Source organism: Streptomyces syringium (genome assembly GCF_017876625.1).
GTDB lineage: Bacteria > Actinomycetota > Actinomycetes > Streptomycetales > Streptomycetaceae > Streptomyces > Streptomyces syringius.
In genome coordinates, this window is record NZ_JAGIOH010000001.1 from 6,597,380 (window position 1) to 6,616,992 (window position 19,613).

Annotated in this window: 15 protein-coding genes; 9 read left to right on the forward strand and 6 right to left on the reverse strand. The window is 73.1% G+C overall.

Going from position 1 to position 19,613, the window contains the following annotated elements:
- Positions 1-46: 46 nt before the first annotated feature.
- The 3 genes from cobN to JO379_RS28995 all read left to right on the forward strand — a co-directional run bounded on the left by cobN (position 47) and on the right by JO379_RS28995 (position 6,001).
- Entirely contained in the window at positions 47-3,655 is a 3,609-nt protein-coding gene (gene cobN / locus JO379_RS28985; protein ID WP_130881235.1) for a cobaltochelatase subunit CobN, read from the forward strand.
- Between the two features lie 322 nt (positions 3,656-3,977).
- On the forward strand, positions 3,978-5,237 hold the full coding sequence (locus tag JO379_RS28990; protein WP_209517684.1) for a VWA domain-containing protein: 1,260 nt from the start codon (positions 3,978-3,980) through the stop codon (positions 5,235-5,237).
- Positions 5,237-6,001 (forward strand): hypothetical protein, encoded by a 765-nt coding sequence (locus tag JO379_RS28995; RefSeq protein WP_130881233.1) that lies wholly within the window; start codon positions 5,237-5,239, stop codon positions 5,999-6,001. Before JO379_RS28990 ends, JO379_RS28995 begins: the two co-directional genes overlap by 1 nt.
- A gap of 57 nt (positions 6,002-6,058) precedes the next feature.
- Here JO379_RS28995 and JO379_RS29000 read toward each other — a convergent pair whose 3' ends face one another.
- Positions 6,059-6,997 (reverse strand): trypsin-like serine peptidase, encoded by a 939-nt coding sequence (locus JO379_RS29000; RefSeq protein ID WP_130881232.1) that lies wholly within the window; start codon positions 6,995-6,997, stop codon positions 6,059-6,061.
- Between the two features lie 230 nt (positions 6,998-7,227).
- Between JO379_RS29000 and JO379_RS29005 the strand changes: the two genes are divergently transcribed.
- The 5 genes from JO379_RS29005 (at position 7,228) to JO379_RS29025 (ending at position 11,806) form a co-directional block, all read left to right on the forward strand.
- Entirely contained in the window at positions 7,228-7,611 is a 384-nt protein-coding gene (locus JO379_RS29005) for a hypothetical protein (RefSeq protein WP_130881231.1), read from the forward strand.
- Between the two features lie 389 nt (positions 7,612-8,000).
- Positions 8,001-8,486 carry a helix-turn-helix domain-containing protein gene (locus JO379_RS29010; RefSeq protein ID WP_130881230.1) on the forward strand — a complete coding sequence of 162 codons (486 nt, stop codon included), beginning with the start codon at positions 8,001-8,003 and terminating at the stop codon, positions 8,484-8,486.
- Positions 8,487-8,491: 5 nt separating this feature from the next.
- On the forward strand, positions 8,492-9,226 hold the full coding sequence (locus JO379_RS29015) for a hypothetical protein (protein ID WP_242626458.1): 735 nt from the start codon (positions 8,492-8,494) through the stop codon (positions 9,224-9,226).
- Positions 9,219-10,430: an MAB_1171c family putative transporter gene (locus JO379_RS29020; protein ID WP_165451664.1), complete on the forward strand. Its 1,212-nt coding sequence runs from the start codon at positions 9,219-9,221 to the stop codon at positions 10,428-10,430. Before JO379_RS29015 ends, JO379_RS29020 begins: the two co-directional genes overlap by 8 nt.
- A 152-nt stretch (positions 10,431-10,582) precedes the next feature.
- Positions 10,583-11,806, forward strand: coding sequence for a cytochrome P450 family protein (locus tag JO379_RS29025; protein ID WP_209517686.1), 1,224 nt, complete (start codon positions 10,583-10,585; stop codon positions 11,804-11,806).
- Between the two features lie 183 nt (positions 11,807-11,989).
- Here the strand turns inward: JO379_RS29025 and JO379_RS29030 are convergent, their stop codons facing one another.
- Positions 11,990-12,580: a YIP1 family protein gene (locus JO379_RS29030; RefSeq protein ID WP_130881228.1), complete on the reverse strand. Its 591-nt coding sequence runs from the start codon at positions 12,578-12,580 to the stop codon at positions 11,990-11,992.
- Positions 12,581-12,673: 93 nt separating this feature from the next.
- Positions 12,674-14,164 (reverse strand): APC family permease, encoded by a 1,491-nt coding sequence (locus JO379_RS29035; protein ID WP_209517687.1) that lies wholly within the window; start codon positions 14,162-14,164, stop codon positions 12,674-12,676.
- A gap of 317 nt (positions 14,165-14,481) precedes the next feature.
- On the opposite strand from JO379_RS29035, the gene JO379_RS29040 reads away from it, so the two are divergent.
- Positions 14,482-15,693, forward strand: coding sequence for an FAD-dependent monooxygenase (locus JO379_RS29040; protein ID WP_130881226.1), 1,212 nt, complete (start codon positions 14,482-14,484; stop codon positions 15,691-15,693).
- A 351-nt stretch (positions 15,694-16,044) separates the two neighbouring features.
- On the opposite strand, the gene JO379_RS29045 is transcribed toward JO379_RS29040, so the two are convergent.
- From JO379_RS29045 to JO379_RS29055, 3 genes are all read right to left on the reverse strand, one after another.
- Positions 16,045-17,166 (reverse strand): sensor histidine kinase, encoded by a 1,122-nt coding sequence (locus tag JO379_RS29045; protein WP_209517689.1) that lies wholly within the window; start codon positions 17,164-17,166, stop codon positions 16,045-16,047.
- Positions 17,159-17,890 (reverse strand): response regulator transcription factor, encoded by a 732-nt coding sequence (locus JO379_RS29050; protein ID WP_209517691.1) that lies wholly within the window; start codon positions 17,888-17,890, stop codon positions 17,159-17,161. Before JO379_RS29050 ends, JO379_RS29045 begins: the two co-directional genes overlap by 8 nt.
- A gap of 107 nt (positions 17,891-17,997) precedes the next feature.
- Entirely contained in the window at positions 17,998-19,512 is a 1,515-nt protein-coding gene (locus tag JO379_RS29055) for an alpha/beta hydrolase (RefSeq protein ID WP_209517692.1), read from the reverse strand.
- Positions 19,513-19,613 lie beyond the last annotated feature (101 nt).

Consider the following 19,613-nt stretch of genomic DNA (forward strand, 5'->3'; position numbering starts at 1 on the left):
GGTCCGGCGTACCCCGGGCGACCCTCGATGCCCTGGGGAGCGCCGCGTGATCCTTCTCCTGTCGACGTCCGACACCGACCTGCTCAGCGCCCGCGCGGCTGCCGCTCACGGAGGCCCGGTCCCGTACCGCCTGGCCAACCCCGCCCGGCTCGCGCTTGACGACCTGCCCGCCCTCCTGGACGGCACCGACCTCGTCGTCGTCCGCCTCCTCGGCGGCATCCGTGCCTGGCAGGAGGGGCTCGACCTGCTGCTCGCCGGGGACCGCCCCGTCGTCGTCCTCACCGGCGAACAGGCGCCCGACGCCCAGCTGATGGAGGCCTCCACCGTCCCCATCGGCATCGCCGCCGAGGCCCACGCCTACCTCGCGCACGGCGGCCCCGACAACCTCGAACAGCTCGCGCGGTTCCTCTCCGACACCGTGCTGCTCACCGGCCACGGCTTCGAGGCGCCCGCCCCCGCCCCCACCTGGGGTCCGCTGGAGCGCACCCCCAAGCCCGGCGCCACCGGCCCGCTCATCGCGGTGCTCTACTACCGCGCCCACCACATGAGCGGCAACACCGCCTTCGTGGAAACCCTGTGCGGGGCCATCGAGGACGCGGGCGGCCGCGCCCTGCCGCTGTACGTCGCCTCGCTGCGCGCCCCCGAGCCGGAGCTCATCGAGGCGCTCGGCACCGCCGACGCCGTCGTCACCACCGTCCTCGCCGCGGGCGGCACCAAGCCCGCGGCGGCCTCCGCCGGCGGCGACGACGAGTCCTGGGACGCCGGCGCCCTCGCCGCGCTCGACGTGCCGATCCTCCAGGCCCTGTGCCTGACCGGACCCCGCAGCGCCTGGGAGGAGAACGACGAGGGCCTCTCGCCGCTCGACGCCGCCACCCAGGTCGCCGTCCCCGAGTTCGACGGCCGCCTCATCACCGTCCCGTTCTCCTTCAAGGAGGTCGACGACGACGGCCTGCCGATGTACGTGGCCGACGCCGAGCGCGCCTCCCGCGTCGCCGGCATCGCCGTGCGCCACGCCCGGCTGCGCCACATCCCCGCGGCCGACAAGCGCCTCGCGCTGGTCCTCTCCGCCTACCCCACCAAGCACTCCCGCATCGGCAACGCCGTCGGGCTCGACACCCCCGCCAGCGCCGTGGCGCTGCTGCGCCGACTGCGCGAGGAGGGCTACGACTTCGGTACGGAGGAGGTCCCCGGCCTCGCGTCCGGTGACGGCGACGAGCTGATCTACGCCCTCATCGAGGCCGGCGGCCACGACCAGGAGTGGCTCACCGAGGAGCAGCTCGCCCGCAACCCCGTCCGCATCCCGGCCGCCGACTACCGGCGCTGGTTCGCCGAGCTGCCCGCCGAGCTGCGCGAGGCCGTCGAGGAGCACTGGGGCCCGGCGCCCGGCGAGATGTTCGTCGACCGCAGTGCCAACCCCGAGGGCGACATCGTCCTCGCGGCGCTGCGCCGCGGCAACCTCCTCGTCCTCATCCAGCCGCCGCGCGGCTTCGGCGAGAACCCCATCGCGATCTACCACGACCCCGATCTGCCGCCCTCGCACCACTACCTCGCCGCCTACCGCTGGATCGCCGCCTCCCGCGCGGACGGCGGCTTCGGCGCCGACGCCATGGTCCACCTCGGCAAGCACGGCAATCTGGAGTGGCTGCCCGGCAAGAACGCCGGCCTGTCCGCCGCCTGCGGCCCGGACGCCGCCCTCGGCGACCTGCCGCTGATCTACCCCTTCCTCGTCAACGACCCCGGTGAAGGCACCCAGGCCAAGCGCCGCGCCCACGCCACCCTCGTCGACCACCTCGTGCCGCCGATGGCCCGCGCCGAGTCCTACGGCGACATCGCCCGCCTGGAGCAGCTCCTCGACGAGTACGCGTCCATCTCCGCGATGGACCCGGCCAAGCTGCCCGCCATCCGCGCCCAGATCTGGACGCTCATCCAGGCCGCGAAGCTCGACCACGACCTCGGCCTCGACGACCGTCCGGACGACGACGGGTTCGACGACTTCCTGCTGCACGTCGACGGCTGGCTGTGCGAGGTCAAGGACGCCCAGATCCGCGACGGTCTGCACGTCCTCGGTGGCGCGCCCACCGGTGAGGCGCGCGTCAACCTCGTCCTGTCGATCCTGCGCGCCCGTCAGATCTGGGGCGGCACGCAGGCCCTGCCGGGTCTGCGCGAGGCCCTCGGCCTCGACGAGTCCGCCGCCACCCGCACCACCGCCGACGAGGCGGAGGAGCGGGCCCGCGCGCTCGTCCAGGCCATGGAGGACGCGGACTGGGACCCGGCCGCGGTCGCTTCCGTGGCGCGGGAGCACGGTGAACAGGTCGCCGCGATCCTCGACTTCGCCGCCCGCGAGGTCGTGCCCCGCCTGGCCGCCACCACCGACGAGATCGACCACGCGGTGCACGCCCTGAACGGCGGCTTCGTGCCGGCCGGCCCGTCCGGCTCGCCCCTCCGCGGCCTGGTCAACGTCCTCCCGACGGGCCGCAACTTCTACTCCGTCGACCCCAAGGCCGTCCCCAGCCGGCTCGCGTGGGAGACCGGCCAGGCCCTCGCCGACTCCCTGCTGCAGCGCTACCGCACCGACCACGGCGACTGGCCGAAGTCGGTGGGCCTGTCCCTGTGGGGCACGAGCGCGATGCGCACCTCCGGCGACGACGTCGCCGAGGCCCTCGCCCTGATGGGTGTCCGCCCGCTCTGGGACGACGCCTCACGCCGGGTCAACGGCCTGGAGCCGATCCCGCTGGCGGAGCTGGGCCGCCCCCGCATCGACGTCACCCTGCGCATCAGCGGCTTCTTCCGTGACGCCTTCCCGCACGTCATCGGCCTCCTCGACGATGCGGTCCGGCTGGCCGCCGCCCTCGACGAGCCCGCCGACGACAACTACGTCCGCGCCCACGCCCAGGCCGACCTCGCCGAGCACGGTGACGAACGCCGCGCCACCACCCGCATCTTCGGCTCCCGCCCCGGCACCTACGGCGCGGGCCTGCTCCAGCTCATCGACAGCCGCGACTGGCGCACCGACGCCGACCTCGCCGAGGTCTACACCGTCTGGGGCGGCTACGCCTACGGCCGCGAACTCGAGGGCCGCCCGGCCCGCGAGGAGATGGAGACCGCCTACAAGCGCATCGCGGTCGCGGCGAAGAACACCGACACCCGCGAGCACGACATCGCCGACTCCGACGACTACTTCCAGTACCACGGCGGCATGGTCGCCACGGTGAAGGCCCTCAAGGGCAAGGCCCCGGAGGCGTACATCGGAGACTCCACCCGCCCGGAGACGGTCCGCACCCGCACCCTGGTCGAGGAGACCTCCCGCGTCTTCCGCGCCCGCGTCGTCAACCCCCGCTGGATCGAGGCGATGCGCCGCCACGGCTACAAGGGCGCCTTCGAACTCGCCGCCACCGTGGACTACCTGTTCGGCTACGACGCCACCACCGGCGTCGTCCCGGACTGGATGTACGACAAGCTCGCCCAGACCTACGTCCTCGACCCGGAGAACCGAGCCTTCCTCCAGGAGGCCAACCCCTGGGCCCTGCACGGCATCGCCGAGCGCCTCCTGGAGGCAGAGAGCCGCGGCATGTGGGCCAAGCCGGACGCGGAGACGCTGGAGGGGCTGCGCCAGGCGTTCCTGGAGACCGAGGGCAACCTGGAGGGCGAGGAGTAGGCCCCCGGCCACCCCACGGCGACCTGCGGAGACCTCCCCGCGAAGGGGGGTCTCCGCGCTTCACCTCACCGGCCGTCGACGACTCGTCCGACCCCCGACTGTCGAAGTACCGCGCCCCGGCAAGCCCCCGGCCGCCAGGAGCACCGCCACCGCGGCGGCCGCGCCACCGGGAAGGCTCCAGCCAGGCCCGGCGTCGTGCCGCAACGCGTCGGCGGGGGCCGGGGACAACGCTCCGGAGCCGTCCGGCAACTCCTGGGGCTCTCCGACGCCGTGGCACCTCCCGCTTTGGGGCTGCCGCCCGGCGCTCACTAGGATCATTTGGATGATCATCAGAAAACGGCTGGCGGCGGGCGCGTGCGCCCTGCTCGCCGCCCTGGCCGCGGGAACCGCGCCGGCGAACGCCGCCGACGAACCCTCGAAGAACTCCCCGAAGGTCGAGCTCGTCCTCGACGTCAGTGGCTCGATGCGCGCCCGGGACGTGGACGGGCAGTCGCGCATGGCGGCGGCCCAGCAGGCGTTCAACGAGGTGATCGACGCCGTTCCGGACGACGTGCGGCTCGGCATTCGTACCCTCGGGGCGAACTATCCCGGTGACGACAAGGAGCTGGGCTGCAAGGACAGCAAGCAGCTGTACCCCGTCGGGCCGGTGAACCGGACCGAGGCCAAGGCGGCCGTCGCCACGCTGCGGCCCACGGGCTGGACGCCCATCGGGTACGCGCTGCGCGGTGCGGACGCCGACCTCGACGTCGGGGGCGGTACGCGCAGGATCGTGCTCATCACCGACGGCGAGGACTCCTGCGGGCAGCCCGACCCCTGTGACGTGGCCCGTGAACTGGCCGCCAAGGGCACCCACTTGACCGTCGACACCCTGGGGCTGGCCCACGACGACAAGACGCGCGAGCAGCTCAGCTGCATCGCCGAGGCCACCGGCGGGACGTACACCACCGTGCGGCACACCAAGGAGCTGTCCGGCCGCATCAAGCAGCTCGTGCGGCGCGCGGCCGACCCCGTCGAGACGCCCAAGGCGACCCAGGGTGCGGCCGAGTGCGCGAAGGCGCCCGAACTCGGTGTCGGCATCTACACCGACCGCTCGGCCTTCGGCCAGCACCGCTGGTACCGCGTCAAGGTGACACCCGGTCAGGAGCTGCGCACCTCGGTGAGCGTCGGTGCGGACCGCGCGGTCGATCCCGACTACGGGGTGCTGGTGCGAGCCGTGGACGACAGCGGCCGGGAGCTGGTGCGCGGCACCGACGCGGGCAGCGGGCGGACCGACGTCATGTCGGCGGGCCTGCGCTACCCGATCGCCGAGGGGAAGAAGGATGAGGACAAGCAGGCGCGGACCGTCTGTCTGGAGGTCTCGCACTCCTTCTCCGCCCCCGCCTCCGTCAAGCGTGACCCCGGTCTCCCCGTCGAGCTGGCCGTCGACCTCGTCGACGCCCCGGACGACCCCTCCGACCTGGCCGCCTTCGGCCTCGGCCGGGGCTGGGTGCTGCTGGCCGTCCTGGTCGTGACCGGGCTGATCGCCGGTCTGCTCTGGGGCTGGCTGTCCCGCTGGCGTGTCTCGGTGTGGAGGACGAACTGATGCGTACGACACGAGTGCTGACCTCCGTGCTGCTCGCCGCGGCCGCCCTGTTCACCTCCGCGACGGCCGCCACGGCGGACGACGCGAGCCCGAGCCCCTCCGCCGAGCGCGACGCGCCCACCGAGGCCGGCACCACCTTCCGTACCGCGACGGCGGTCAAGCAGGGCCAGAAGGCCACGGCCGACGCCTCCACCGGTGACTACCTCTACTGGCAGTTCCCCGCGGGGGCAGGCCAGCAGCCGATCGTCAAGGCGACCGTGAAGCTGCCGGAATCGGCCACGCGGCACGGCTCGGCCACCTGGCAGCTGGACGTCTTCGACGGGCTGCGCCGCCGTCAGGCGTGCGCCGCCGGCGTGCCGACCGACAAGGCGTCGGCCCAGGATGCCTCGGTGACCGTGACCTGCCACCTGCGGACCGTACGGCCCTGGTCCGAGCGCTGGGCCAACGACCCGCTCCCCGGGGCGTACTACATCAGGCTCACCGTCACCGACATCCCCGACCAGGACCTCGGGCAGCCCGTACGGGCCGAGGTCGAGGCGCGTGCGAACGACGCCGGCGGACCGCGCGCCGAGGGCGGCGAGCTGGGCGCCCCGTTGCACGCGGCGGCCGTCTCCGAACCCGAGGACGGCTGGAACGGCGGCTGGTTCTCGGACCGCTGGGTGTGGACCGTGGGCGGCACCGTGCTCGGCGCCCTCGCGGCCATCGGCGGGTACACCCTCACGCGACGGCCCCGCTGGGCCACCCGTCCCCCTGCGGGGAGCTGAGTCCCCGGCGGTTCACCCATCCCGACGCGCCCGTGGTCCTCGTGACCACGGGCGCGTTCACACGGGCCTGGGGCGGGCGGGCGGATCGCCGTGGACGGCGTGCAGATACAGGGCGAGCAGGTCACGGGTGAAGTACGAGCTGTAGGAGATGTCCGGTGTGTCACCGCCCGTGTGGTAGCCGCCGATGACGCCGATCAGCGCGTACCCGGTCAAGCCGCGCACCAGGAACGGCCCGCCCGAGGTGCCGCCCACATAGCCCGCGCACGGGATCTCCAGGAAGTCACCCGGCGCGCCCGGATCCGTGCTGGTGTAGCGGTGCGTGGCGGAGCGGCAGTCCAGGGGCTTGGGGTACTTCGCGTCGCTGTTGCCGGGGTAGCCGATCAGCCGTACGTCCTCGTGCCGGTAGCCCGGGTAGGGCAGCAGGTCGAAGCCGCCGACGGCGCTCTGTACCTTCTTGCCGTCCTCGCGGGTACCGAGCCGGACCACGGTGTAGTCCCAGCGGGCGCCACCGCCCGTACCGAGGTCGTAGTAGCGCTGGTCGATGTAGATCAGTTCCACGGGGAAGACGCCGTGCGGCTTGAGGCCGTCGTGATACTGCGGCACGAACGACAGCCGCAGCTTCGGGCTCGGCGAGCGCAGACAGTGCGCGGCGCTGACCACGAGGTCGCGGTGCGGGCTGCGCACCACCGTCCCGCCGCAGAACCGGCCCACGTTCTCTCCGTCGGTCCAGAAGAAGGTACCCACCTGCGGAAGCCCGTCGAAGGGGCGGCCGGGCGGCATCGGCCCGTCCACGGCGGCCGGCTGTCGCTTCCCGCCCGTGTCCACCGGCCGGGCGGCCGCCATCCGCTCGGACGTCCAGTAGGCGTCGGCCGCTGCCGCGACCGACGCGGGCGTGCTGCCCGGGGCCGTGGCGAGCGCGGCCGGGCCCGGCAGAGCCGCGGCCAGCAGCCCGAGGAACAGGGTCGCGAGGCCGCGCAGGGCGAAACGTCTGTCCATCAACGGGTTCCTCTCTGGTACGCCGATTCCGATATGCCGATGCGCCGGTGACGGCGGGCGTACGGGAGTGCCGACACGTACGAGGCGAGCGTGACATCACCGGGGCGCGCAAGCGAGACACGCGACACACGGGACGACGTCACCCGTTCGAATAGGGCCGAGCGGTAACCTGTCGCGGCTGGGATGTGTCCGACTGCGAAGATTCCGACTGCAGGGTGGGGAGTTGGCTCATGGTCGATCCGTTGTCTCTGGGCGCGATCACAACCGCGGTGACCGCCGCCGCGGGTTCCGTCGGCACCGAGGCGGGACGCCAGGCGTGGGGCTCCCTCGTGGACCTCGCCCGCCGCACCTTCGGCCGGGGGAGAGACGACGACAGTGCCACGGCCCTGCTTCCCCTCGACCCCGCGGACGACGAGCAGGTCCAGTCGCTGTCCGCGCTGCTCTTCGCGCAGGCCCTCCAGAACCCCGGCTTCGCCGCGGAGTTCCGGGCCTGGGCCGAGAGCGCCCGGCCGCACCTGAGCGTCGACAACAGCCAGGTGCACAACACCGTTTCCGGGAACGCCCAGGTCGGCCATCTGGTGCAGGGCAAGGACATCACCTGGACGTCCAACTAGCGACGTTCAACCAGCGACGTCCAACCAGCGTGGGCGGCCGCGACCGCTGAGGTCGTGGCCCCCGCGCAGCACCCGCCGGCACCGCCGGACCGGCCCCTACGCCCCGCGTGACCGCGAGGGCGTTCTTCGGCGTGCCCGGAAAGTCCGGCCGCCCTCCTCGCAGGACTGCCGCCCGGACTCCGGCCGCGGAATGTGCGCGAAGACCGCGACGTTTCCTTGTCGACCAGCTTGTTCACCGGTCCATCAACTCCTGGTTAAGTCGCGGAGCTGCCTTTCCTGAGGGGTGGACTAGTGCGAGGCGTTCTTCCCGTGGCAGGATGCCTATCGCGGCCGGGGCGGGCTTAACTGGCCGTGAGGCGCCGTGAGGAAGAGTCCGAAGGACGGAGCAGATGGCAGTCGGGGGCGACAGGTCGGCAGGTGACGTGGGCAGCCCGCTCGCGGAGCGGCTCAACTACCTGTTCGCGAACATGCATCCGCCGGGGGCGCCGTACACCAACGGGCACGTGGCCGAGGAGATCAGCCGCGGCACCGAGGAGTACGGCGGGATCACGCTGACCGAGCAGTATCTGTCGATGCTGCGCAACGGCCGGCGGGCCAACCCCAGCCCGGATGTGCTGCGGGCGCTGGCGAAGTTCTTCGCCGTGCCGGTCGGCTATCTGATGGGCGACCTTTCGGCCTCCCAGGCCGCGCGGGTCGAGGAGGAGGTCCGGTTCCTCGTCGCCATGAGGGATCAGCGCGTCAGGGGCATCGCCCTGCGTTCGGTGGGTCTGCCGCCGGAAGTGCAGGACAGCCTCACCACGATCATCTGTCAGTTCCGGCAGCAGATGAATCTGCCCGCCGACCCGCCCGACGCGGGTGGTGACGGACGCCCGTGACCGTCATGGCGGATGACCGGCTCTTCTATACCTGGCGGCGTTCCGAGGACGAGGACGGTGCAAGCATGCGTGTGGGGCGGATACGGCGACGGTGCAAGCAGCTCATCCATGAGCTTGCGCTGCCCGCGTCGACCGATCTCCAGGGCATGTGCGACGTCGTCGCGCGCCGTGTGGGCCGGCCCATCCGTCTGGTGCCGATGAGCCTGGACGGGGTCGTCTCGGGCATGACGGCCACCACCGACGACGCGTACTGGGTGTTCTACGAGCAGAAGACCTCGCCCTGGCACCAGGTGCACATCGTGCTGCACGAGATCGGGCATCTGATCCTCGGCCACGACCAGGACCCGGCCGTCACCGAGGACGCGCTCAAGATGTGGACGCCGTCGGTCGACGTGGCCACCGCCATGCGCCGGATGGGCCTCACCATGGGGCTCGCCCGCCACCACTGCTACGACAACCTCACCGAGCGCGAGACCGAGATCCTCGGCACCCTCCTCATGGAGCGGGTGGTGCCCCCGCCGCCGGGCCAGGACCTGCCGCTGGAGGGCCAGGCGGCCGAGCTCGCCGCCTCGCTGGGGCCCGCGCTCCAGCACGTACGCCGCCAACTGCGCGAAGGGGGCGCCGTGCGCCCCGAGACGGGCATCGGTCCGCGCGACGACACCCGTGCGGGCGGCGCGCCCGGCGCCGGCACCGACGACCGCGACGCCACGGACGACAGGGGAGGGGACGCCGGTGTTTGACGCCCTCTACCTCACCTTCAGCGCCGTCGCCTGGGCCATCGTCGGCTACAAGGCCCGTGCCTGGTTCCGTGACCGCGGCAACACCGACCTCGGCCTCACCGCCCTCATGACCTCGGGCGTTCCGATCGTCTTCCTCTTCTCCGCGCCCAGCGTCTACCGCTGGTTCGACCGGCTGACGGGCGTGGCGAATCTGGCGATGGTCTTCCTGTACTCCGCGGTCGTGCTCTTCGCCTCCGGCGCCACGGTGCTGCTGCTGCGCTGGACCGGCCGGGGCGACGCGGCGGCCCGGGCCCGCGCGGCCGCCCGGTCCCGGTTCGCCGTGATCACCGTGGCCGTGGCATGGACCGCCGCGATCGTCTGCTTCGCCGTCGGCCGCCCCGACGCCGTGGAGCACCCCCGGGACTTCTCCACCGCCTACGCCGACGCGCCCGGCGTCGTCGCCTTCCTGGTGCTGTATCTGACCATCTTCGGCGTCAGCCTCGCCGGGCTCGGCACCCTGTGCCCGCGCTACGCGGCCCAACTCGGCCGCTCCTGGCTCGCCAAGGGCCTGCGGACGCTGGCCGCCGGCTGCTGGCTCGGCCTGCTGTACTGCGCCTGCAAGCTGGTCGGATTCGTGCTCAGCTGGGCCGGCCACGAGATGTACTGGCTCTCCAACGGGGTCGCGCCGATGAGCGCCTCGGTGGCCGCCCTGCTGGTCCTCCTGGGTTTCTCGCTGCCCGCCGTCGGCCCCCGGGCCGCCGCCTGGCGCCGGCTGCGCCGGCTCGGCCCGCTGTGGCGGGCCGTCACCGAGCACGCCCCCGAGGTCACCATCGGGGAGTCCCGCTGGAGCCGGCGCTGGCCGGTCGCCGACCTGGAGTGGCGGGCCAACCGTCAGATGGCGGAGATCCGCGACATCCAGCGCGGCATCCGGCGCCATGTGGAGCCCGAGACCCTCGTCATCGCCCGGCGGAAGGCGACCGCCGCCGCGCTGGACGAGCGCCGGCTCGCCGCGGTGGTGGAGGCCGCGGCCCTGCGCCGGGGCCTGGCGAACCAGATCACCGGACACGTGCCCACGCCGCACGCCGACAGCGTGGTGGTCACCGTGAGCGCGGATCCGGCCGAGGAACACGAGCACTTGGCGCGCGTCGCCGACGTCTACCACGACCCCATGGTCGACGAGGTGCTCACCGAACTGCGCGAGTCCTGCTCGGCCCGCCTGCTATGACGGCGGGCCCCACAGACGAGGCGGCCATGGACGGGGGTCAAGGCCGCCTGCGACACAGGCCGGCGCTGGATCCGTACGACCGTACGGATCCAGCGCCGCCGGTGCGCATCACCACCCCGGGACAAAAACGCTCCCCTCTACAGTCGGATGCCATGCAGAACTCCGTCCCGCCCGCCGCCCCCGCGCCCAGCGACATCACCGCCCGGCTGCTCGAAGACCCGCACGGCGCCAACGCCGAACTCCGCGAGGCGGCTCCCGCCCACCGGATCACCGGCCACGACGGCCGGCCCGCCTGGCTGGTGACCCGCTACGAGGACGTGCGCCGGGCGCTGGCCGACCCCCGGTTCTCGCTGGACAAGCGCAACGCCCTGCCCGGCAACTACAGCGGCTTCGCGCTGCCCCCGGCGCTGGACGCCAATCTGCTCAACATGGACCCGCCCGACCACACCCGGGTGCGCCGCCTGGTGGTGAAGGCCTTCACCACCGGCCGGGTCGACAAGCTCCGCGCGCCGGTGCGCGCGCTCGCCGGGGAACTCCTCGACACCGTCGAGGCCGACGGGCGCGCGGATCTGCTCGCCGCCTACGCCGGCCCGCTGCCCATCACCGTCATCTGCGACCTCCTCGGCATCCCGAAGGAGGACCGGCAGGACTTCCGGGCCTGGACCGATGCCCTGATCACCCCGGACCGCACGCGGCCCGAGCTCGGGAAGCAGGCCGTCGGCAGCATGATGCGCTTCTTCGCCGGGCTCATCGCGACCAAGCGCGCCGAACCCGCCGACGATCTGCTCTCCGACCTGATCGCGGCCCGGGACGAGGAGAGCGGCACCGGCGAGGACCGGCTCTCCGAGGACGAACTGACGTCCCTGGCGTTCCTCATCCTCTTCGCCGGCTACGAGAACACCGTCCATCTCATCGCCAACGCCGTCCTGGCCCTGCTCGACCATCCCGAACAGCTGCGCGAGCTACGAAAGAATCCGGACGGTCTCGGAAGGGCCGTGGAGGAGCTGGGACGCTGGGAAGGGCCCGCTCCGCTGGCGATCCGGCGCTTTCCGCTGGAGGACGTCGAGATCGGTGGAGTGGTCGTGCCGGCCGGCGAGACCGTGCTGCTCTCACTGGCCTCCGCCAACCGCGACCCCCGGCAATTCTCCGACCCCGACCGCCTTGACCTGCGAGGGGACCGGTCCGGGCAGCTCACGCTGGGTCATGGAATCCATTACTGCCTGGGCGCGCCGCTGGCCCGGATGGAGACCGAGACCGCGCTGGCCGTGCTGCTGGAGCGTTTTCCGGGGCTTGCGCTCGATGTGCCGCGCGAGGAGCTGAGGTGGCGTCCGACGGTTCGCGCGCGTGGCCTGATTTCGCTCCCTGTTCGCTGGTAATCGACAAGCCGAACAGGTTTTTGGTGCATAACCCATCCTTGATGAGGTAGAACTGTCCTCGAGCCCGCCCGGTGTGCATCCCCCGTCGCACCGGGCGGGCCTTCGACTTCCCGGGACCTGTAGGGGACCCGTACGGGGCCGGAGCGGGGCCGGAGCTGGAGAGGTACGACACCGGGGCCCGCCTCAGCCGCCGTTCCCGTAGGGGAATTTCAGCAGGGCCACGGCCGCCAGCATCTGGATGCTCACCGCCGCCACCGCCTTGTGGGTGGGCAGATGGTGCTGGCCGCGGATCAGCAGCGCCGCGAGCGCGTAGCCGAAGGCCGAGGTGATCCAGGCGGCGGCCCGGACGGGGACGGTGTCGCCCGGCAGCCAGGTGTCGAGGAGCAGCCGCGGCAGATCGGTCGCCCAGAACAGGACGACGAAGAGCCCGACGGTCGGCCCGAACTTGCCGTTGCCCCCGAGGCGCCGTGCGATGGCGTGGGTGACGACCCCCAGCAGCAGGCTCGCGAGGAGCACCACGACCGCGGCGATGCCCATGGCCTCCAGCGCGAGCGTGCGGTCGACCCGCCACTGCCCCCAGAACGAGTCCTTGGCCAGCGTTCCGAGTGCTCCGCACAGCAGGCACAGAAACGTGGCGGCCCCCCAGACGCTCCGGTCCCGCGCCTCGTCGAGTACTTCGACGGGGCGGTACCAGAGCCCGAATATGAGGCGGTGCCAGAACAGCTTGCGCCGTGGGGCGGTGGTGGACGGGGGGACAGTGGAGGTCACAGGCATGGGTGCCGTTTTATCACCGTTCGGCCTCGCCACCGGTGTCCAGGCGGTGGCGGAGCCGAACGGGGGAGCGGTGCACGGGCCGGTGCGCGGGGGTCAGAGCGCCACCGGCTCCTTCGGGTCCGGGTCGCTGTCGGGGTCGGTGTCCGGGTCGGCGCCCCGGAGGTACTCCTCGTTGATCTCCCGTGGCCCGAACGGCCACACCTTCTCGTAGCGCGCCCACAGCACGAAGGCCACACAGCCCGCCGCGACCCAGGCCAGGGACCATTCGATGGGGTGCCGGCCGGGGGAGTTCTTGTCCGCGTAGCCGTAGATCACCAGCCAGCCGACGAGCGCGACGATGCTCGGCAGCGGGTAGAGCCACATGCGGTACGGGCGCCGCAGGGTCGGCTGACGGCGGCGCAGCACGGTCACGGCGGCGACCTGGGCCAGCGCCTGCACGATCACCATGACGGCGGTCAGCAGCTGGATGAGGGTCGCCAGATTCGTGTGCCGGCCGATCAGGAAGCCGACGGCGGTCAGTGCGCCCATCGTCACCAGCCCCAGCACCGGGAAGCGGTGGCGCGGGTGGAGCCTGCCGAACGGGCGGAAGAAGACCTTGTCCCGGGCGGCGTCGTACGGGACGCGGGAGCCGCCGAGCAGACCGGCGAAGACCGAGGCGACCGCCGTGACGAGGATCAGCACGGTCACCGTGTTGGCCGCCGTCTTCCCCCACGCCTTCTCCAGGACGGCGGAGGCGACGGAGCTCGACGCCGTCGAGTCGGGGTCGAGCATCTGCTTCCAGTCGATGATGCCCAGGGTGCCGATCTGGAGCAGCAGATAGATGCCCATGATGCCGAGGATGGAGAAGACGATGGCGCGCGGCAGGGTGCGTCCGGGGTTCTTGATCTCGGCGCCCAGGTAGGCGGCGGTGTTGTAGCCGAGGTAGTCGTAGATGCCGATGGTCAGGCCCGCCGCGAAGCCGATCCAGAAGTGATTTGTCGTCAGCTCGAAGGCGCCGGCCGGGTAGGTGAAGGCCCGCTCGGGGCTGAAGTGGGTGAAGGCGGCGACGATGACGAGGACGACCGAGGTGATCATCACGCACCACAGCACGACGGTGATCTTCGCGATGTTCTCGACCCGCCGCCACAGCACCGCGATGATCAGCGCGACGACGGCCAGCCCGACGACATCCCCCTGTGTCTGCCCCATGTCCGGCCACAGATAGCCGAGATACTGCACGAAGCCGATGACACCCGTGGACATGCCGAGCGGGATGAAGAGCATCGCCGTCCAGACGAACAGGAACGGCATCAGCTTTCCGGTGCGGTACTGGAACGCCTGCCGCAGATAGACGTAACTGCCGCCCGCCCCCGGCATCGCGGCCCCCAGCTCCGCCCAGATCAGCCCGTCCGCCAGCGCGAGGACCGCGCCCGCCACGAACCCGATGACGGCCTGCGGCCCGCCGAACGCCGCGACCATCAGCGGGATCGTCACGAAGGGGCCGATGCCGCACATCTGGCTCATGTTGAGGGCGGTGGCCTGGAACAGCCCGATGCGACGGACGAATCCGACCCGTCGGCCCGGCTCGTCTTCCGTGTCTGCCATGCGGTCAGCCCTTTCTCGTGCCGGGTGCCTGCGGTCCGCGCGACGTGCTCAGGGTGTGCGTAGCACCGGCCCGGCCGACGCGTCCACCACATGGACACCGCCGCACGAAGCGGACTCGGTGCCACCGCCCGTTCGGCGCACAACGAGTCGCAGGTCACGGTGAAAACAGGAGCGCGCGGAAGAGAAGTTGAGCAGACTCGACCACGAACGGGGGAGCCCGCTGGGCACTCTACGGATCACGTCGGTGGTCCGGGTACAGATCGAGGATCCGGGGGAGCCGCGTGCCGTCCCGGGCCGGGAGAGGAACGGGATCGTCAATGCACGGAGGACGCGTGGCCGTCGTCGGCGGGAGCGTGGCGGGCTGTGCCGCAGCGCTCGCCGCGACACGGGCCGGAGCCGACGAGGTCGTGGTGTACGAACGGGCGGCCGGCCGGCTCGAGGACCGGGGAGTCGGCCTCGCCGTCCACGACGACCGGTACGCCGAGATGGAGGCCGCCGGTTACATCGACGCGGACATCCCCTGGGTGCGCCTCACCCACCGGCCCTGGGTGGTCAGGGACGGCGAGGAGCGGGCCGGGCGGACGGTGGGCGCGGTGCCCTTCCCGTTCCGCTCCTACAACTGGGGATCGCTGTGGCAGGAGTTACGGGCCCGGATACCGGCGTCCGTCGCCTACCACCAGGGCGCGGCCGTCGAGCGGGTCCTGTCGGAGCCCGACGGCGCCACGCTGCGGTTCGCCGACGGGAGCGAGGAGCGCTTCGACCTCGTCGTCGGCGCGGACGGCTACCGTTCGGTCGTCCGGGCGGCGACCCGCGCGGCCACCGTGCCCGTGTACGCGGGCTATCTGGCCTGGCGCGGTGCCCTGCCCGCCGAACTGCTGCCCGGCCCCGACACGGCCTGGCCCGAGGACGCCGCCACCTCCGTCGGCTTTCCCGGCGGTCATCTGATGGCCTACCGCATCCCCGGCCGCGGCGGCCGGGGCGTCTCCGCCAACTGGGTGTTCTACGGCACCCCGCCGGCCGAAGCGGGGCTCACGCTGGAGGACCCCACGAGCCTGCCGCCGGGCGCGGTGCCGCAGGAACTGATCGCCGGTCACTCCGAGGTGCTCGAGAAGCACTTCCCGCCCTACTGGCAGGAGGTCATCAGACGCACCCCCGAGGCCGAGACCCAGGTCCAGCCCATCTACGACCTCATCGTCCCGCACTTCGGGGAGGACCGGCTCGTCCTCCTCGGCGACGCGGCCGCCGTCGCCCGCCCGCACGCGGGCGGGGGCGCGGTCAAGGCGCTCCAGGACGCGTCCGTGCTGGAACGCTCCCTGCGGTCGGCCGCCACCTGGGGCGAGGCGGTCGCCGCGTACGACGCCGAACGCACCCCCTCCGGCCGCGCAGCGGTCGAACTCGCCCGCCGGCTGGGCCGGGCGCAGGTCCAGCGGACGCCGGACTGGCCGGCGATGGACCCGGAGGCGATCACCGCCTGGTGGCGGGACGCCGCCGACGGAGGCCGCGGCTTCGGCGGCCAGGCGATGCGGTGACCTGGGGCCGGTCGTCACGTTGACGGGGCCCTCAGCGTTCGCGCGGCGCGCGGATGTCGGGGCGGGTAGGACGGTTGCCCCAGGCGGCGGAGGCTGGGGTTGCTGCCGTGTCGATCGTTGAACGGGCGGTGGTCACGGTTTTGTCCACCGCATCGGGTGGCCGGCCCGGCCGGCTTCGGCGCGCCACGCTCACCGCGTGAACCGGGGAGCGGAGCGGAGCTCGGGATGGCGCGCGGCGGCCGGTCGGCGGCTGGGGTCCGGGCCGAACGCCGCAGCCCTGTTCGCCGCCTCACGTGCCGCCTCGGCGAGCTCCGGGGGGGGGCACCCCGGCCGGACAGCCTCAGCGCAGCGCTACCGCGCCGCCGGCAGGACGACCTCGAAGCGGCAGCCGCCGGGGACGTTGTGGACCGCGGCGCGGCCCGCGTGGGCCTCGACGATGCCGCGGACGATGGCCAGGCCCAGGCCCGCGCCCGCCGGCGGGGTGCGGGCCCGGGAGCCGCGCCAGCCCGTGTCGAAGACGCGGGACAGGTCGTCCTCGGGGATGCCGCCGCAGCCGTCCGTCACGGACAGCACGACGGTGTTCCCTTCCTCGTCCGTGCCCCGCCGCGCGGCCACCGCGACCGTGCCGTCGGCCGGGGTGTGGCGGATCGCGTTGACGAGGAGGTTGCCGAGGACGCGCGTCATCTCCTTGCCGTCGACCTCCACCGGGACCTCGGCCACCGGGTCGCCGACCAGGCGGACCCCGTGCTCGCGCGCCAGCGGACCCGCCCCGGCGAGCGCGTCGCCCACCAGGTCGTACACCGACATCCGGCTCGGGCTCAGCGGCAGCGCGCCCGCGTGGATGCGGGAGAGTTCGAAGAGGTCGCCGACCATGGCGTTGAGCCGGTCCACCTCGGTGCGGATCTGACGGAAGTAGCGCGGCGGGTCCTCGGCGACGCCGTCCTCCAGCGCCTCCGCCATGGCCCGCAGACCGGCCAGCGGGGTCCGCAGGTCGTGCGAGATCCAGGCGACGAGCTCCCGGCGGGAGGCGTCCAGCGCCCGTTCCCTCTCCCGTGACCGCGCGAGCTTCTCGCTCGTCGCGGCCAGCTCCCGTCCCAGCGCGGACAGTTCGGCTGTGGAGCCGCCGCCGGGGGCGGCGAAGCTGCCGCCTTCGCCGAAGGAGCGGGCCGCCACGGTCAGGGCGTTGCTGCGCGCCACCACCCACCGGCCCAGCAGCAGCGCCGTCGCGAGCGAGACCACGGCGGCCATCGCGCACACCGTCGTCACCACCGTCAGGTCGTGGGACGACAGGAACATCGCCCGGGCCACGGCGAGCGTCCCGGCGAGCATGGCCGCCACCGACACCACGGCCACCACGGTCAGGGACACCAGGACCGAGCGGTGGCGCAGCGCCCGCAGCGCGAGGGCTCCCAGCAGTCCCGCGGCGGCCGCGCCCAGGAAGGCGAAGAGGGCGATCAGCAGGACGTCACGCACGGCCGCCACCGCTCCCAGGGGCTTCCACCGGCTCGAAGCGGTAGCCGACGCCCCACACGGTGCGGATCAGCCGCGGGTGCGCCGGGTCGTCCTCGACCTTGCCGCGCAGCCGCCGTACGTGCACGGTGACCGTCGACAGATCGCCGAACTCCCACCCCCACACCTCGCGCATCAGCTCCTCGCGGCCGCACGCCTTCCCCGGGTGGCGCAGCAGATAGGACAGCAGGTCGAACTCGCGCAGGGTGAGGGCGAGCGCGGTGCCGTCCTTGGTGGCGCGGCGGCCCACCGGGTCGAGTTCCAGCCCGGCGGCGCGCAGCGGCGGCGCGGACGGGGGCCCGGAGGCGTGCGCGCGGGCGCGGCGCAGCACGGACTCCACCCGCAGGACGAGCTCCCGGGGGCTGAAGGGCTTGGTCACGTAGTCGTCGGCGCCGACCTCCAGGCCGAGGATGCGGTCGTCCTCGTCGCCGCGCGCCGTCAGCATGATGACCGCCACCGGCCCGCGCTCGCGCAGCCGGCGGCACACCTCCAGGCCGTCCATGCCGGGCAGCATCAGATCCAGCACGACGAGGTCGGGCCGGGCGGCGGCGGCCCGCTCCAGCGCGGTGGGGCCGTCCGCGGCCCGGTCGACGGCGAAACCGGCCCGGTCGAGGTATCCCGTCACGATTTCGGCGACGGTCGGATCGTCGTCGACGACGAGGACACGGGCGGGGGGTGGGGTCTGCATGCCGCAAGGGTCGCACCGTCGGGCGGCGAACGCCCGACGTTGCGGGCCCCACCAGCGAAGACGTCCTCCTTTCGTAAGAATCGGAGGCGGGCCGAAGACCCGCCGGTTCAGGCCGTCGGCAGCCCCGGTCCCGCGCAGCGGACGTCCGCGGACGGTACGGAGCCGTCGACGAGGTAGGCGGCGACCGTGTCGTCCACGCAGGCGTTGCCCCGGCTGGCGAAGACACCGTGCGAGTAGTCGTCGGCCAGGGGCACCAGGCGGGAGCCGGGCAGTTCGCGCCGCAGCCGCCGGGCGCCCTCGACCGGGGTGACCGGATCGTGTGTGGAGGCGACCAGCAGGACGGGAGGCGTGGCCGGGCCGCCGAGCGGGGTGCGGCTGTCCGGGCGGTGGTGCCAGTACGCGCAGGCCGACGCCTCGATGCCGGTGACGACGGGGAACGGGTCGAGCCGGCGCAGCGCGCGGAGGTCCGCGGTGACGCGGGCGGGGGTGGGGCCGGGGCCGTCCGCGCACTTCACGATGCGGTTCGCGGCCTCGTAGTTGCGGGACTCCGGGCCGTCGAAGGGTGCCTTGGGGCGCAGCCCGTCGACCCCGCCGTCCCGCAGATACGCGCGCAGCCCGTCACCGAGCGGCGCCCAGCGCTCGGTGCGGCCGAGGGCCCGGTACACCGCGCGGTCGAACTCGGCCGGGCCGAAGCCGTCGGCCGGGTGGGCGGCCAGGGACGCCCGCACCCGGTCGTAGGCCGCGCGGACCTCGCGCGCGCTCCCGCCGAGCGCGAACCGGTCGTCGTGGGCGGCCAGCCACTCCAGCAGGGTCTCGCGCTGCCGGAGCATCGCACGGGCCTGGCGCAGATCGAAGTCGTACCAGCTCTCGGGCCCCACGACACTGTCGAGCACCATCCGGCCGGTCCGGTGCGGGAAGCGCGCCGCGTAGGCCGCGCCGAGGTAGCTGCCGTAGGAGACCCCGAGGAAGCCGATCCGCTCTTCGCCGAGCGCCGCCCGTATCGCGTCCATGTCCCGGGCCGTGGCCCCGGTCGACAGATGGGGCAGGGCCGGGCCCGCGCCGGCCGCGCAGTCGTCGGCGAGGCGGCGCAGCGCGGTCAGGTGGTCCCGCTCGGCCGCCCGGCCGCGCGGTAGGGGATCGGCGGCGGGGGAGCGGAACAGACCGCCCATCGCGCCGCAGTCGGCGGGTGCGCTGCCGCCGACACCGCGCGGGTCGAAGCCGATGACGTCGTAGGCGCGGCGGACCCGCTCGGGCAGCTTGGCGCGCTTGGTCACGGCGTAGGGGAGGCCGGAGCCGCCCGGCCCGCCGGGGTTGACGAGCAGGACGCCCCGGCGCTCGGCGGGGGTTCCCGTGGCGGGGACCCGGGAGACGGCGACGCGCAGCCGGCGGCCGTCGGGGCGGTACCGGTCCAGGGGGACGTCCAGCGAGCCGCACTCGACGCGGGCGGGGGCGGGCGGGGCCGGTACCGCCGTGGGGCAGGCGCCGAAACGGATGCCGGAGTGCGGGGAGCGGGCGGGGGCGTCGGTGGCCCGGGCCGGGGAGAGGGGCGGCAGGACGGAGAGGGCGGCGCTCGTCGCGGCGAGGGCGCAGAGGAGGCCGGGCAGTCGGGTGGAGCGGTTCACGTGGCTCGCAATCGAGGTGAGTGGGGCGCGAGTGGCTGATGGGACGACAGATGACAATGAAAACGATTATCGATAACGTGTGAGCTCAGTCAAGACGGGAC

Coding starts and splice junctions, on each gene's coding strand:
- JO379_RS28990 (WP_209517684.1), top strand. CDS start 3,978: ATGATCATCAGAAAACGGCTGGCGGCGGGCGCGTGCGCCCTGCTCGCC.
- JO379_RS28995 (WP_130881233.1), top strand. CDS start 5,237: ATGCGTACGACACGAGTGCTGACCTCCGTGCTGCTCGCCGCGGCCGCC.
- JO379_RS29000 (WP_130881232.1), bottom strand. CDS start 6,997: ATGGACAGACGTTTCGCCCTGCGCGGCCTCGCGACCCTGTTCCTCGGG.
- JO379_RS29005 (WP_130881231.1), top strand. CDS start 7,228: ATGGTCGATCCGTTGTCTCTGGGCGCGATCACAACCGCGGTGACCGCC.
- JO379_RS29010 (WP_130881230.1), top strand. CDS start 8,001: ATGGCAGTCGGGGGCGACAGGTCGGCAGGTGACGTGGGCAGCCCGCTC.
- JO379_RS29015 (WP_242626458.1), top strand. CDS start 8,492: ATGGCGGATGACCGGCTCTTCTATACCTGGCGGCGTTCCGAGGACGAG.
- JO379_RS29025 (WP_209517686.1), top strand. CDS start 10,583: ATGCAGAACTCCGTCCCGCCCGCCGCCCCCGCGCCCAGCGACATCACC.
- JO379_RS29030 (WP_130881228.1), bottom strand. CDS start 12,580: ATGCCTGTGACCTCCACTGTCCCCCCGTCCACCACCGCCCCACGGCGC.
- JO379_RS29035 (WP_209517687.1), bottom strand. CDS start 14,164: ATGGCAGACACGGAAGACGAGCCGGGCCGACGGGTCGGATTCGTCCGT.
- JO379_RS29040 (WP_130881226.1), top strand. CDS start 14,482: ATGCACGGAGGACGCGTGGCCGTCGTCGGCGGGAGCGTGGCGGGCTGT.
- JO379_RS29050 (WP_209517691.1), bottom strand. CDS start 17,890: ATGCAGACCCCACCCCCCGCCCGTGTCCTCGTCGTCGACGACGATCCG.